This window comes from Mesorhizobium sp. CO1-1-8, from assembly GCF_020164875.1.
In the GTDB taxonomy this organism is placed as follows: Bacteria; Pseudomonadota; Alphaproteobacteria; order Rhizobiales; family Rhizobiaceae; genus Mesorhizobium.
Window position 1 is genome coordinate 35,597 of sequence record NZ_JAIUGZ010000009.1, and the last position, 14,727, is coordinate 50,323.

The 14,727-nt window shown below is 62.7% G+C and carries 12 protein-coding genes and 1 pseudogene; 8 read left to right on the forward strand and 5 right to left on the reverse strand.

Features of this window, described 5'->3' with window-relative positions; translation table 11 throughout:
- Window positions 1–227: 227 nt before the first annotated feature.
- Window positions 228–1,877 carry a glucose-6-phosphate isomerase gene (gene pgi, locus LB558_RS18670; RefSeq protein WP_263495315.1) on the forward strand — a complete coding sequence of 550 codons (1,650 nt, stop codon included), beginning with the start codon at window positions 228–230 and terminating at the stop codon, window positions 1,875–1,877.
- Window positions 1,878–1,882: 5 nt separating this feature from the next.
- A complete protein-coding gene (locus LB558_RS18675; RefSeq protein WP_224698913.1) occupies window positions 1,883–2,605 on the forward strand; it encodes an HAD family hydrolase in 723 nt (240 codons plus the stop codon).
- 26 nt (window positions 2,606–2,631) lie between these two features.
- Here the strand turns inward: LB558_RS18675 and LB558_RS18680 are convergent.
- Both LB558_RS18680 and LB558_RS18685 read right to left on the reverse strand, forming a co-directional pair.
- Window positions 2,632–3,359, reverse strand: a pseudogene (locus LB558_RS18680) (class I SAM-dependent methyltransferase).
- The gene (locus LB558_RS18685; protein WP_224698914.1) at window positions 3,356–5,356 is read right to left on the reverse strand and encodes a long-chain fatty acid--CoA ligase; all 2,001 of its coding nucleotides are present in this window, start codon (window positions 5,354–5,356) and stop codon (window positions 3,356–3,358) included. The pseudogene LB558_RS18680 and the gene LB558_RS18685 overlap by 4 nt, the downstream one beginning before the upstream one ends.
- A gap of 453 nt (window positions 5,357–5,809) precedes the next feature.
- Here LB558_RS18685 and LB558_RS18690 point away from each other — a divergent pair, with 453 nt between their 5' ends.
- The 6 genes from LB558_RS18690 (at window position 5,810) to LB558_RS18715 (ending at window position 11,635) form a co-directional block, all read left to right on the forward strand.
- On the forward strand, window positions 5,810–7,402 hold the full coding sequence (locus LB558_RS18690) for an ABC transporter substrate-binding protein (protein WP_027039653.1): 1,593 nt from the start codon (window positions 5,810–5,812) through the stop codon (window positions 7,400–7,402).
- A 50-nt stretch (window positions 7,403–7,452) separates the two neighbouring features.
- The gene (locus tag LB558_RS18695; protein ID WP_224698915.1) at window positions 7,453–8,460 is read left to right on the forward strand and encodes an ABC transporter permease subunit; all 1,008 of its coding nucleotides are present in this window, start codon (window positions 7,453–7,455) and stop codon (window positions 8,458–8,460) included.
- Window positions 8,461–8,531: 71 nt separating this feature from the next.
- The gene (locus LB558_RS18700) at window positions 8,532–9,386 is read left to right on the forward strand and encodes an ABC transporter permease subunit (protein WP_224699084.1); all 855 of its coding nucleotides are present in this window, start codon (window positions 8,532–8,534) and stop codon (window positions 9,384–9,386) included.
- A 2-nt stretch (window positions 9,387–9,388) separates the two neighbouring features.
- Window positions 9,389–10,246, forward strand: a complete 858-nt coding sequence (locus LB558_RS18705; RefSeq protein WP_224699085.1) for an ABC transporter ATP-binding protein — start codon at window positions 9,389–9,391, stop codon at window positions 10,244–10,246.
- Window positions 10,243–11,073, forward strand: coding sequence for a dipeptide ABC transporter ATP-binding protein (locus LB558_RS18710; RefSeq protein ID WP_224698916.1), 831 nt, complete (start codon window positions 10,243–10,245; stop codon window positions 11,071–11,073). Before LB558_RS18705 ends, LB558_RS18710 begins: the two co-directional genes overlap by 4 nt.
- Before the next feature lie 277 nt (window positions 11,074–11,350).
- Window positions 11,351–11,635: a hypothetical protein gene (locus LB558_RS18715; RefSeq protein WP_224698917.1), complete on the forward strand. Its 285-nt coding sequence runs from the start codon at window positions 11,351–11,353 to the stop codon at window positions 11,633–11,635.
- A 101-nt stretch (window positions 11,636–11,736) separates the two neighbouring features.
- Here LB558_RS18715 and LB558_RS18720 read toward each other — a convergent pair whose 3' ends face one another.
- The 3 genes from LB558_RS18720 to LB558_RS18730 all read right to left on the reverse strand — a co-directional run bounded on the left by LB558_RS18720 (window position 11,737) and on the right by LB558_RS18730 (window position 14,697).
- Complete coding sequence (locus LB558_RS18720; protein ID WP_224698918.1) at window positions 11,737–13,026, reverse strand: cysteine desulfurase-like protein; 1,290 nt, start codon at window positions 13,024–13,026, stop codon at window positions 11,737–11,739.
- A gap of 46 nt (window positions 13,027–13,072) precedes the next feature.
- Complete coding sequence (locus LB558_RS18725) at window positions 13,073–13,747, reverse strand: amino acid ABC transporter permease (protein ID WP_224698919.1); 675 nt, start codon at window positions 13,745–13,747, stop codon at window positions 13,073–13,075.
- Between the two features lie 152 nt (window positions 13,748–13,899).
- Window positions 13,900–14,697, reverse strand: coding sequence for an ABC transporter substrate-binding protein (locus tag LB558_RS18730; RefSeq protein WP_224698920.1), 798 nt, complete (start codon window positions 14,695–14,697; stop codon window positions 13,900–13,902).
- Between the last annotated feature and the right edge of the window lie 30 nt (window positions 14,698–14,727).

A 14,727-nucleotide genomic window follows, 5' to 3' on the forward strand; every position in this document is an offset into this window, starting at 1 on the left:
AGCCGAACGTAACCGTGGCACAAGGGGTTGCGCCAATCAATTTTTCTGATCGTTGGGATTTATGCCAGTGATCCTTCACGCCATTTTGATGCTGCGCCGCGGCATAGCTGCGTGACTCCGTGCGTCATCGCTGCGCATTGAAACGGCTGGAGTTCGGCCCGATAGATTGTCGCGACGACACGCGCCGGAAACATCCGGTCCGTAATGATGGCTCTAGGTCTCGGAGTTTGGCAGTGGATCAATCGTCCTTTCAAAAACAGCTCGCCGCCTTGCGCGATCACCGCGCGGCAGCGCCCGCCAGCATGCGCCAGACCTTCGCCGCCGATCCCAAGCGGTTCGTAGAATTCTCCGCCACCGACGGTGATCTGCTGCTCGACTGGTCGAAATGCGCGGTCGACGCGACCACCATGGACCTGCTGGAAAAGCTCGCCCAGGCCGCCGATCTCGAAGGTCGCCGCGCCGCTATGTTCGCCGGCAAGAAGATCAACGTCACCGAGGACCGTGCCGTGCTGCACACGGCACTGCGCAACCTGACCGGCAAGGGCGTCACCGTCGATGGCCAGGACGTCAAGGCTGACGTCATCGCCGTGCTCGACGCCATGAGCGCCTTTGCCGATGCCGTGCGCTCGGGCAAGGCAGCCGGCGCCACCGGCAAGAAGATCACCGACATCGTCAACATCGGCATCGGCGGTTCCGATCTCGGGCCGGCCATGGCGACGCTGGCGCTGGCGCCCTATCATGACGGGCCGCGCGCGCATTACGTTTCCAACATCGACGGCGCCCATATCCACGACACGCTGAAGGGCCTCTCCGCCGAAACCACGCTTTTCATCATCGCTTCCAAGACCTTCACCACCGTCGAAACGATGACCAACGCCGAAACCGCCCGGAAATGGGTGCAGCAGGCACTGGGCAAGGAAGCGGTCGGCAAGCATTTCGCCGCCGTCTCGACCGCGCTCGACCTGGTGGCCAAGTTCGGCATCGCGTCCGATCGCGTGTTCGGCTTCTGGGATTGGGTCGGCGGCCGCTATTCGCTCTGGGGCGCCATCGGGCTGCCGGTGATGATCGCCGTCGGCCCGCGGAATTTTCGCGCATTCCTCGATGGCGCGCATGAGATGGACGAGCATTTCCGCACCGCGCCCGTGCAGGAGAACCTGCCGGCGCTGCTTGGACTGGTCGGCTGGTGGCATCGCGTCATCTGCGGCTACCCGGCGCGCGCCGTCATCCCTTACGATCAGCGCCTGTCCAGACTGCCGGCCTATCTGCAGCAGCTCGACATGGAATCGAACGGCAAGAGCGTCACCCTCGAAGGCACTCAGGTGACGACGCCGACTGGACCGCTGGTCTGGGGCGAACCCGGCACCAACGGCCAGCATGCATTCTTCCAGCTGCTGCACCAGGGCACCGATTTCATCCCGGTCGAGTTCCTTGCCGCCGCCGTCGGCCACGAGCCCGATCTCAAGCACCAGCATGATCTGCTGCTCGCCAACTGCCTGGCGCAGTCGGAAGCGCTGATGAAGGGCCGCACACTTGAGGAGGCCCGCGCCCAGATGCTGGCCAAGGGCATGAAGCCGGCCGATGTCGACAAGATAGCCCCGCACCGCGTCTTCTCCGGCAACCGGCCCTCGCTGACCATCCTCTACCGCAAACTCGACCCGCGCACCTTCGGCCGGCTGATCGCGCTCTACGAGCACCGCGTCTTCGTCGAGGGCACGCTGTTCAACATCAACTCCTTCGACCAGTGGGGCGTCGAACTCGGCAAGGAACTGGCCACAGGCCTTTTGCCTGTCGTGGAGGGCAAGGAAAGTGCCGCCAAGCGGGATGCATCGACCGCTGGCCTTGTGGGATTCATCCACCATTTGCGTGGATCGGAGTGAAAAGCTTGGCAGACATCAAGGGAATATTGTTCGACAAGGACGGCACGCTTGTCGACTTCAACGCCACCTGGCTCGGCGTTGCCGACTTCATGGCCATGGATGCGTCCGAAGGCGATCGCTGGAAAGCCGACAGGCTGCTGGCCGCTGCCGGCTTCGATTTCGCCAACAAGCGTTTCAAGCCGGACTCGATCTTTGCGTCCGGCACCAATCTCGACGTCGTCGAATTGTGGTTCCCGCGCCTGTCCAACGAGGACCAGATGCTTGCGGTTGCCCGCTTCAACGAGATCACCTCCGTACAAGGCTCGGCGATGGCCGTGGCGCTGCCGGGCATCGTCGACACGCTGACGGCACTGCACAGGAAATCCTACCGGCTTGGCGTCGCCACCAACGATTCGACCAGCGGCGCGGAAAAGACGCTGGTGACGCTCGGCGTCGCCCAATTGTTCGACGCGGCCTATGGTTACGACGCCGTCGCCAATCCGAAGCCCGCCCCCGACACGATCTTGGCCTTCAGCGATCTCACCGGCCTCAAGCCGGCGGAAATCGCCATGGTCGGAGACAACAGGCACGACCTCGAAATGGCACGAGCTGGCGGCTGCGGGCTGGCGGTCGGCGTGCTCTCCGGCACCGGCACCCGCGAATCGCTGGCAGGCATTGCCGACGTTGTCCTGGATTCGGTCGCCGACCTGCCGGACTTTCTTTCGGCGCGGGTCAAGGAGACGATCTGATTTCACCGGCCAATGCCAGCGCCTTTTCAGCCCTCGAAGCGAAAGACACTGCTCGGCTTCAGAGCGCCGTCTTTCGTCTGGCCGAAATCCGGTACCTCGTATTCGGCGAGCAGGTGCAGCCGTGACCGCGGCAGATAGGCACGGCCAGGGTCTCCGACCAGGACTTCGATGCCGGCATTCAGGCAGCGTTCGAGAAAAGGCGTGACGCGGTCGGCGACGTTCTGTCCGTAAAACACGTCGCCGACAAGCACGAGGTCGACCATGGGGGGCGAACTCCTGGTGATATCGTCTCCGATTACGGTGATGGCGACGCCTTGGCGGCCGCGTTGAGAGCGATCGCGGCAACGCCATTGCGGTCGATTTCGGCGGCGATGACGTCGCGCGCACCGGCCTTGGCGGCGGCGATGCCGACAAGGCCGGAGCCGGCACCAAGGTCGAGCACGCGGCGACCGGCTACTGTTTGCGGATGATCCAGTATGTGGCGTGCAAGCACCGCGCCGCCGGCCCACACATAAGCCCAGTAAGGCGGCTGCGGCTCAGGTCCATCGTTGTCCGCCTCGCACGTGTCGTCATCGTCGTCAGCGCTTTGGTGCGGATCTATGAGCCGTCTCAGGCCACTGGCCGGATGCGGAGTATAAAGCTGGATCTCAGGCACCGACGGCACCGGGGCGAGACGCATGTTCGTCCTGATGAATTCCGCCGGGTCAGGACGGCAAGGTGCATTTACGGCATCCGCGCCGCCGGCTGCAATCATTCGCGCAGCGCCCGCCGAAGGATCTTGCCGACCGGTGTCTTCGGCAGCTCGGTGCGGAATTCGATGTATCTGGGCCGCTTGTAGCCGGTCAGGTTCTCGCGGCAAAAGGCGGTGAGCGCCTCGGCGGTGAGTGCGGGATCCTTCTTGACCACGAACAGCTTCGGCACCTCGCCAGAATGCTCGTCCGGCACGCCGATCGCCGCCACTTCGAGCACGCCCGGATGCATCGCCACGACTTCCTCAAGCTCGTTGGGATAGACGTTGAAGCCCGAGACCAGGATCATGTCCTTCTTGCGGTCGACGATCTTGGTGTAGCCGCGTTCGTCCATGAAGCCCATGTCGCCGGATTTGAAGTAGCCGTCCTTGGTCATCACCTTGGCGGTCTCATCCGGACGGTTCCAGTAGCCCGCCATCACTTGCGGTCCCCGGATGCAGACCTCGCCGACCTCGCCGAGCGGCAGATTGTTGCCGTCGTCGTCGCGGATGGCGATCTCGGTCGAGGGCAGCGGCAAGCCGATGGTGCCGGTGAAGTCGCCGGCGGTGAACTTGTTGGCGGTGGCCACCGGCGAGGTTTCCGAGAGCCCGTAGCCTTCGGTGATCGAACAGCCGGTCAGCGCCTTCCAGCGCTCGGCGACGCCCTTCTGCACCGCCATGCCGCCGCCAAGCGTCAGCACCAGCGGTTTGAAGTCGAGCTTGCGGAAATCCTCGTTGTTGAGCAGCGCGTTGAACAGCGTGTTGAGGCCCGGAAAGATGTGCACCGGATATTTCTGCAGTTCCTTGACGAAGCCTGGAATGTCGCGCGGGTTGGGAATGAGCACATTGCGGGCGCCCTGCTGCATGCCCATCAGCGCGTTCACCGTCAGCGCAAAAATATGGTAGAGCGGCAGCGCGCAGATGAAGTTGGGGTGCGCGGGTTTCGGCTTGATCGTGTAGGCGTCCTCCATCCACTGCGCGTTCTGTGCGACATTGGAGAGCACGTTGCTGTGCAGCAGTGTGGCACCCTTCGAGACGCCCGTAGTGCCGCCCGTATATTGCAGGAAGGCGACATCGTCGGCTGCCACATTGGCCGGCTTGAAGCCCATGCCGGCGCCGGCCTTCATGGCGGCATTGAACTTGACATGGCCGGGCAGCGACCATGCCGGCACCATCTTCTTCACGCGTCGCACGACGAAATTGACGATGGTGCCCTTCAGTCCGCCGAGCATGTCGCCCATCGCGGCGACCACCACATGCTTGACCGCGGTCCTGGCGATCACCGCCTGCAAGGTGTTGGCGAAGTTCTCCAGGATGACGATGGCCTGCGCACCGGAATCCTTCAGCTGATGTTCGAGCTCGCGCGGCGTGTAGAGCGGATTGATGTTCACCACCACATAACCGGCGCGCAAGACGGCCATCATCGCCACCGGATATTGCAACACGTTCGGCATCATCAGCGCGACGCGTGCGCCTTTCTGCAGGCCCTTCGATTGAAGGTAGGCGCCGAAGGCCGCCGACAGCCGCTCGACATCGGTGTAGCTGATGGACTTGTCCATGCAGGTGAAGGCCGGCTGCACGGAAAACCGCTTGCAGGCGGCGACGAGGAAATCGCCGATCGAGCTGTAGGGCAGGGCGCCGATCTCGGCCTGCACGTTTTTCGGATAGCTCTTGAGCCACGGCTTGTCCGGCAAGCCGGCGGCCAGCGCCGTCAGCGCTTTCGGCAGTCGGTTGGCGGTGGCGTCGGCCGGCTTTGCCGCCGGTGGGGTCTTGACCGCCGCCGCGGCCTTCGACGCCGGCCTGGCGGCGGGCTTTGCCGCACCCGCTTTATTCCCCGACGCCGTCTTTCCGGCCGCAGCCTTGGCCGGGGCTTTCACCGCCGGCTTTGCCCTTACGGGCGGCGCGGCCGCCTTCGGCGTGGCGGCTTTGGCAACGGGTGCTTTCGGCTTGGCAGTACCGGCTGCTTTCGACGGCACCTTGGCTCCCGCTTTCGCCGGCGCCGTCGTCCTTGATGCTTTTGCCAACCGTTCCTCCCTGGACAAGGCTTGTTCATCCGGGCCGCGCTCGCCCCTGAATTGACAAGGGCGCCCTCCGCTGCGGCCGCTACACCCTATGTATTGCCTCCGTTGGTGACCGTGCAAGTCTTGCCCTTGCGGCAACACGGCGAAAGATTTGCCGTCGAAAGTCTTTGTCGTCGCCAGCCCTCCCAGGCGGTGTCCTGGCGCATCCCTCGGCCGCTCGGAAGCGCGCGGAACATTTATATCGTCAGCTTGCGATCAATAAAAAAATTCGGTTGTTAATAATCTCGTGAATGGAAGAAGCTGCTAATTTTTTCTGCAATTTGGCAAAATAGCGGATTTTTTTCCTGCTTCCCGCGGGGTAAGCAAACGGGGTGTTCCAAAGCCGGAAAAACGGTGCTTATATGCACGCTTCGCGAGCCTGATAGAGGGGCTTGGAAGAACATCAGGGAGTACTCAATGAATAAGAAGCTGACTTTTGCAGCCGCGTTGCTGGCTGCAAGCGTCCTGGGCGGCATGGCCAATGCGAAAACTCTGGTCTACTGCGCGGAAGCTTCGCCGGAAGGTTTCGATCCGGCGCCGTATACCGCAGGCCAGACGTTCGACGCGTCATCGCGCACCGTCTTCAACCGCCTTGTCGAATTCGATCACGGCAAGACGACGACCTCGCCGGGCCTGGCCGAGAGCTGGACGATCTCCGACGATGGCAAGGAATATGTCTTCAAGCTGCGCAAGGGCGTCAAGTTCGCCGCGACCGACTATTTCACCCCGACGCGCGACTTCAACGCCGACGACGTGGTGTTCTCGTTCGAACGTCAGGTCGACAAGAACGGCCCCTGGTTCCAGTACATTCCGGGCATTGCCTACCAGTATTACAATGACCAGTTCGGCGACAACATCACCAAGGTCGAGAAGGTCGATGACCTGACGGTGAAGTTCACCCTCAAGGAGCCGGCGATCACCTTCATTCCGACGCTGGGCATGGATTTCGCCTCGGTCGTCTCCAAGGAGTATGCCGACAAGCTGCAGGCCGACAAGACGCCTGAGCTGTTCAACCAGAAGCCGATCGGCACCGGCCCGTTCATCTTCGTCGACTACCAGACCGACGCCGCCATCCGCTACAAGGCCAACCCGGACTATTGGGGCGGCAAGCAGAAGATCGACGATCTGGTCTTCGCCATCACCACCGATCCGGCGGTGCGCGCGCAGAAGCTCAAGGCCGGCGAATGCAACATCATGTCGTACCCGGCACCGGCCGACATCGCCGGCCTGCAGGCCGATGCGAACCTGAAGGTCGAGGAGCAGGAAGGCCTCAATGTCGGCGCGCTGATGTACAACACCCAGCAGAAGCCGTTCGACGACGTGCGCGTCCGCAAGGCGCTCAACATGGCCATCAACAAGAAGGCGATCATCGACGCCGTCTTCCAGGGCGCCGGCCAGGTGGCGATCAATCCGATCCCGCCGACCATGTGGTCCTACAACAAGGAAGTGAAGGACGATCCTTACGATCCGGATGCAGCCAAGAAGCTGCTTGAAGAGGCCGGCGTCAAGGATCTCAAGATGAACGTCTGGGCCATGCCGGTGTCGCGCCCGTACATGCCGAATGCGCGCCGCACCGCCGAACTGATCCAGGCGGACTTCGCCAAGGTCGGCGTCACCGTCGAGATCGTCAGCTACGATTGGGGTGAATACCTCAAGCGCGCTTCCGCGGTCGATCACGATGGCGCCGTCATCGTCGGCTGGACCGGCGACAATGGCGATCCGGACAACTTCCTCGGCGTGCTCCTGAGCTGCGCTTCCGTCGGTTCGAACAACCGCGCGGAATGGTGCAACAAGGACTTCGATGCGCTCATCAACAAGGCCAAGACCGTTTCGGACCAGGCCGAGCGCACCAAGCTCTATGAACAGGCACAGGTCATCTTCAAGGAACAGGCGCCCTGGGCGACGCTCGCTCATTCCAAGGTGTTCATGCCGATGCAGAAGACCGTCACCGGCTTTGCGATGGATCCGCTCGGTATCCATCGCTTCGACGGCGTCGATATCGCCGAATAAGGTTGCGAAACGGGGGCGCCACCATGTGGTGACGCCCCCACTCGCCCGCCATGCTGCGTTATATCCTCGGCAAGCTCGCCCTCATCATCCCGACCTTCATCGGGATAACCATCCTCGCCTTTGGCTTCGTGCGCATCCTGCCCGGTGATCCGGTGCTGGTGCTTGCGGGCGAACGCGGCCTGTCGCCCGAACGCCACACGGCGCTCATGCACCAGTTCGGTTTCGACCTGCCGATCTGGCAACAATATCTAACCTATCTGACCAACATCCTGAGCGGTGATTTCGGCACCTCGTTTTCCACCAAGACACCGGTGCTCAAGGACTTCCTGGTGCGCTTTCCGGCAACGGTCGAGCTCGCCATCTTCGCCATGATCTTTGCCGTCATCCTGGGTGTGGCCGCCGGCATTTTCGCTGCCATCCGCCGCGGCTCCTGGTTCGATCAGCTGACCATGGGCACGGCACTCGCAGGCTATTCCATGCCGATCTTCTGGTGGGGTCTGCTGCTGATCATCGTGTTTTCCGGTACGCTGCACTGGACGCCGGTTTCCGGCCGCATCGACCTTCTCTATTTCTTCAAGCCGGTGACCGGCTTCATGACCATCGATTCCCTGATCTCGGGCCAGAAGGGCGCCTTCCGTTCGGCGCTGTCGCACCTGATCTTGCCGACCATCGTGCTCGGCACCATACCGCTCGCCGTCATCGCGCGACAGACGCGGTCGGCCATGCTCGAGGTGCTCGGCGAAGACTATGTGCGCACCGCTCGCGCCAAAGGCCTGGCGCCGCGCCGCGTCATCGGCCTGCATGCCTTCCGCAACGCGCTGATCCCGGTCGTCACCACCATCGGCCTGCAGGTCGGCACGCTGTTGACCGGCGCCATCCTGACCGAGAGCATCTTCTCCTGGCCCGGCATCGGCAAATGGATGATCGACGCCATTTCCAAGCGCGACTATTTCACCGTGCAGGGCGGGTTGCTTTTGATCGCGCTGATCGTCATGTCGGTGAACCTGATCGTCGACGTGCTCTACGCCGTCATCAATCCACGCATCCGGGCCAACTGACCATGAGCAATGAAGGCCCAGCCACCATCGAAGCCGCGACCGTCGTCAAGCCGCAGGACGCAAGGCTGCAGATGTTCGGCGAGTTCTGGCACTACTTCTCCGTCAACAAGGGCGCGGTGATCGGGCTCTTCGTTTTCGCGCTGCTGATCCTGATCGCCATCTTCGCGCCGCTGCTGGCGCCGCATTCGCCGGACGACCAGTTCCGCGATTTCTTCCTGACGCCGCCGGCCTGGCAGGAAGGCGGCAATGCGCAGTTCCTGCTCGGCACCGACGCCGTCGGCCGCGATATGCTGTCGCGGCTGATCTACGGCTCGCGCTTCTCGCTCGCCATCGGCTTCGTCGTCGTCACGTCAGCGCTGATTTCAGGCGTCATCCTCGGCCTGCTCGCCGGCTACTGCCGCGGCTGGGTCGACACGCTGATCATGCGCATCATGGACATCATCCTGGCCTTCCCGTCGCTGCTGCTGGCCCTGGTGCTGGTCGCGGTGCTTGGCCCCGGCCTCGTCAACGCCATGATCGCCATCGCCTTCGTGCTGCAGCCGCATTTCGCCCGGCTCACCCGCGCCGCCGTGATGGCGGAAAAGAACCGCGAATACGTCGTCTCGGCCAAGGTCGCCGGCGCCAGCCATCTCAGGCTGATGCTGGTCACCATCCTGCCCAATTGCATCGCACCGCTGATCGTGCAGGCGACGCTGTCCTTCTCCAACGCCATTCTCGAGGCCGCCGCCCTCGGCTTCCTCGGCATGGGCGCGCAGCCGCCGACGCCCGAATGGGGCACCATGCTGGCCGAAGCACGCGAGTTCATCCTGCGCGCCTGGTGGGTGGTGACCTTCCCCGGCCTCGCCATCCTGATCACCGTCTTCGCCATCAACCTGATCGGCGACGGCCTGCGCGACGCACTCGACCCCAAGCTGAAGAGGTCGTGAGCATGCCTCTGCTCGAGATCAAGAACCTCACCGTTTCCTTCGACACCGCAGCCGGACCGTTCATGGCGGTGCAAGGCATAGACCTGTCGATCGAGCCGCGCGAAGTGCTGGCGATCGTCGGCGAGTCCGGTTCCGGCAAGTCGGTGGCGATGCTGGCGGTGATGGGCCTGTTGCCCAACACGGCAACGGTCAAGGCCGACCGCATGGCCTTCGACGGCGTCGATCTGCTGAAGCTCAGCCCGTCCGAACGCCGCAAGATCGTAGGCAAGGACATCTCGATGATCTTCCAGGAGCCGGTCGCCAGCCTCAACCCGTGCTTCAACGTCGGCTTCCAGATCGAGGAGGTGCTGCGCTTCCACATGGGCATGGATCGCGCCCAGCGCCGGGCGCGGGCCATCGAATTGATGAAGCTGGTCGGCATCGCCGACCCGGAAGAGCGGCTGAGCTCGTTTCCGCACCAGATGTCGGGCGGCCAGTGCCAGCGCGTCATGATCGCCATCGCAATCGCCTGCAATCCGAAACTGCTGATCGCCGACGAGCCGACCACGGCGCTCGACGTCACCATCCAGAAACAGATACTCGATCTCTTGGTTTCGCTGCAGGCCAAGTACGGCATGGGGCTGATCATGATCACCCATAATATGGGCGTGGTGGCCGAGACCGCCGATCGTGTCATCGTCCAGTACAAGGGCCGCAAGATGGAAGAGGCCGACGTGCTGTCGCTGTTTGAATCGCCGAAGAGCAATTACACGCGCGCGCTGTTATCGGCGCTGCCGGAAAACGCCGTCGGCGACCGGCTGCCCACCGTGTCCGACATGATGTTCGAGCCGGCCCCTTCGGTCGCTGGAGCCGCCTCATGAGCACCACGGTTCTCGAAGGCAAGAACATCGTTCGCGACTACCACATTGGCGGCGGCCTGTTCACCGGGCCGCGCACGGTGCATGCGGTCAAGGGCGTCTCCTTCAAGGTGGATAAGGGCAAGACGCTGGCCATCGTCGGCGAAAGCGGCTGCGGCAAGTCCACGCTCGCCCGCATCATCACGCTGATCGATCCGGCGACAGCGGGTGACCTGTTCATCGACGGCAACAAGGTCGACATCGCCAGGAACGCATTGACGAAGGAGATGCGCCGCAAGGTCCAGATCGTCTTCCAGAACCCCTATGGATCGCTCAATCCGCGCCAGAAGATCGGCGACGTGCTGGGTGAGCCGCTTTTGATTAACACCGACAAGTCGGCCGCCGAGCGGCGCGACCTGGCGATGAAGATGCTGAAGAAGGTCGGCCTCGGCCACGAGCACTACAACCGCTATCCGCACATGTTCTCCGGCGGCCAGCGCCAGCGCATTGCCATCGCCCGCGCGCTGATGCTCAACCCGAGCCTGCTGGTGCTTGACGAGCCGGTGTCCGCACTCGATCTGTCGGTGCAGGCGCAGGTGCTCAACCTGCTCGCCGACCTGCAGGACGAGTTTCAGCTGACCTATGTCTTCATCAGCCACGATCTGTCCGTGGTGCGCTACATTGCCGACGATGTGATGGTGATGTATTTCGGCGAAGCCGTCGAATACGGCTCGCGCGGCGAGGTCTTCGCCGACCCCAAGCACAACTATACAAAAACGCTGTTTGCTGCCACGCCGCGCGCTGACGTCGCCTCGATCAAGGCGCGGCTGGCGAAGAAGAAGGCGGCGTAGGGGCAAAACCGACCCGGAATCGGCCGTTGGATGGACCGGCAAGCGCGCCAAGCAGCAGACGCACTTGGTCGAAGAGGTTAGCACCCGTGAGCGGTCGGGTCCCAAGCCAATTTCCGGCCGCCGCGCTCCACGTCATTGCAAGTCGTTCAAATTTGAGCTTCCGCATTCATGCTCTGTCGAGCGTATTTCTTAGAGTCGCTGAAACCTTCTGCGCCGTAAGTTTTGCCGTGCTGATCGCCGTCAGCGACGACGATGACGACGAAGTAGGAGAACGCAAATGGCTCGCAGTCACGTTGAACGTCTTGAAGAGTTCAGGGAAATCCTGGTCGCGACTCGACGCGAAGGAGTCCGTAACGTGCACCATACTCGCGACGCAATGCGGGCAAGTGGCTTTCAGATCGGGGACAGCGACGGCTCCAGCTACGGAGCCGAGCTGAAGGTGCTCCAGGAAGAAATCGAGGCAGTCGATCGCGCTATCGAAGACGAGAAGCGGGCCCTGGCCCTCGAAAGCGCGGCTCAATCCCGCCGACCGACCAAGCCGAGAATCGTGAAGGGAACATAGAGTCAGGTACGGCCCTTGGTGCCCGTCGCGTCGATCGCCTGTGGCATCGGGTACGGACCCGACGCCGGTTCAACCCAAATGCACCTCGCTCCAGACACCACTCACGAAAGCCTGGCGATGATGGCGCGCAGCGCCTCACCGAACTTGTGCACCTCCCCCACCGTGTTGTAATGCACCAGCGAGGCGCGGATGGCGCCGCTGTCCATCGAGAGGTTGAGGCGCTTCATCAGCCGTGGCGCGTACATGTGGCCGTCGCGGATGCCGATCTGCATCTCGGCCATTTCCTCGACGATCCGCTGCGGCGACAGTTTGCCGATGTTGAAGCAGAAGGTCGGCACGCGCTCGGTGATGCGCGCCTCGTCGGCAACGCCGTAGATGGTCGCGCCGCAGTCCTTGAGCACAGCCAGCATCTCGCGCGCCAGCACCAGCTCGTAGTCGCGGATGGCGCCCATGCCGGCAACGATGTTGTCGCGCCGCGAGCGGTTGTTGGACGGTGCCAGATTGCGGCCGATCAGTTCCAGATACTGCACGGCGGCATCCATGCCCGCGACGTTCTCGTAGATGAAGGTGCCGGCCTCGACCTTGTAGGGCGGCTCGTCGGGGATGAAATCCTCGCGGAAGGTCGGCAGCCGCTTCAACGTTTCGAAACGGCCCCACAGGAAGCCCATATGCGGCGAGAAATTCTTGTAGCCGGAGCAGACGAGATAGTCGCAATCCCAGGCCTGCACGTCGATCAGCCCATGCGGCCCGTAGTGCACGCAGTCGAGGAACACTTCGGCGCCTGCCGCGTGCGCGATCTTGGCCACCGCAGCGACATCGACGATCGAGCCGATCGAATGCGCCGTCACTGTGCAGGCGACGAGACGGGTGCGATCGGAAACCAGTGGGCGCAGATCGTCGACATGCAGATTGCCGTCCTCGCGCATCCGCCACCATTTGAATTTCGCACCGGCCGATTCCAGCGCCAGCCATGTCGCGATGTTGGCGTCGTGGTCCATGTCGGTGATGACGATCTCGTCACGCTCCTCGTCTGGATTCTTGGCCAGCATCTGGCCGATGCCGAGGCTGACCAGGCGGATGAACGAAGTGGCATTCATGCCGAAGCAGATTTCCGCCGAGCTATAGGCGTTGATGAGCAGCGCGACGCTTGTCCGTGCATCGGCAACCGACTGGTCGACAGTGACGCTGCGGCCATAGCGGCCGCCACGCTGCACATTGTGCGAAACCAGATGGTTGGTCACCGCGTCGAGCACACTCTGCGGGATCTGCGCGCCGGCGGCATTGTCCAAAAAGATGAAGTCGCCGGCCCGCTGCAAAGCTGGAAACATGGCGCGGATGGTTTCGACGGGGAACGCGGTGGCATTCGCATTGTCGGTCTGGTGCTTGTTCACGGGGTAGGCTCCTGCAAAGGACTTGGGCGGGATCAGGTGGCGGAGGTCAGCGCTTCTTTTCGGTCTTGAAGCGCTCTTCAAGCAGACTGACGAGGCGGACCATCGGCCAGAGGAAGATCAGATAGACAAGTGCTGCGCCGATCAGCGGCGAGGGGTTGGCGTAGAGCGACTGCGCGTTGGTCGCTTCCTTCAAGAGTTCCGGCAGCGCCACGGTAGAGGCGAGCGACGTGTCCTTGAACATCGAGACGCAGTTGCTGGTCATCGGCGGGATGACGACGCGGATCGCCTGCGGCAGCACCACCTTGCGCAAGGTCAGCAGGAACGGCAGGCCAAGCGCCTGCGACGCCTCGAACTGGCCGCGCGGAATGCTTTCGATGCCGGATCGGAACACCTCGGCTGAGTAAGCCGACATGATGAAGGCGAAGGCAGTCACCGCCGACGCCCAGGACGACAGCCGTATGCCGAGGAACGGCAGCGCATAGTAGATCAGGATCAGCACGACCAGCACCGGCAGGGCGCGGAAGATGTCGGTGTAGCCGACCGCGAGCCAACGCAGCGGCTTCGGCGCATAGAGCCGCACCAGGCTGATCGCCAGGCCGATCGGGATGCCGATGCCGATGCTCAAAATGCCGAGCAGCAGCGTGTTCAGGAAGCCGCGCAGCAGCGCCGGCAGGCTGGACATGATGACGTCGGGATTGAAGAAGGTATCCAGCAGCGACATGGGAGCGTTCCCGAACCCGAGAGCAAGGATGCTCAGGTTAAAACCAATATGCCTCGCCGATGGCGAGACGGTCTGCGCGGAAGCCGGCGCTGGCGCGTGAAATGAATCGTGCCGGCCTGGAAAGCCGGCACGATGTCAGCGCAGCTTTCAGCTCAGGCCTTCGGCAGCGGCATTTCCTTCATGGTCGAAGAGTCGGCAGGCGCATCGCTGCCGAACCACTTCTTGTGGATCGCGGCCAGCGTGCCGTCCTTCTTCATCGCGCCCAGCGCATCGTTCAGCTTGCCGAGCAGCGGGTGATCCTTGGTCATCATCAGGCCGTATTGTTCGCCGGTCTTGATGCGCTCCTTGACGACCAGGTCCTTCATCTTGGTGAAGGAATATTCCATGCCCGGAATGTCGCTGACGGCAGCATCGACGCGGCCGGCGCTGAGATCGAGCAGCAGGTTCTGCTGCGTGTCATAGCCCTTCACGTCGCTGAAGCCGTCGGCTTCCTGATGCGCCTTGACCCAGGTCTCCCCGGTCGAGCCGGACAGCACGCCGACGATCTTGCCCTTGAGATCGGCTTCGGCCTTGATCGGACTGTCGGTCTTGGTGGCGATGCCCATGTCGGAATCATAATAGGGCTGGGTGAACGACTGCGACTTCAGCCGCTCCGGCGTGATGGTGATCGACGAGATCGCGACGTCGATGCGCTTCGAAGTGGTGGCGGCAAACAGCGCCTGGAAGCCGACATCGGCGATGTCGGTGGTCATGCCGATGCGCTTGGCGGCTTCGTTGACGATGTCGACTTCAAAGCCCTCGAAGGTGCCGCTCTCATTCTTGAATTCGAAGGGCGGATTGGTCGGGTAGGCGCCGACATTCAGCACATCCGCGGCATAGGCGGTGGCGGGGCCGGCGGCAATGCCGATGGCGGCGGCGAGAAGAAGCAGTTTGCGGCGCGTGAAGCTCATTTGTGTTCCCTCTGTTGTTGATCGGGCGGG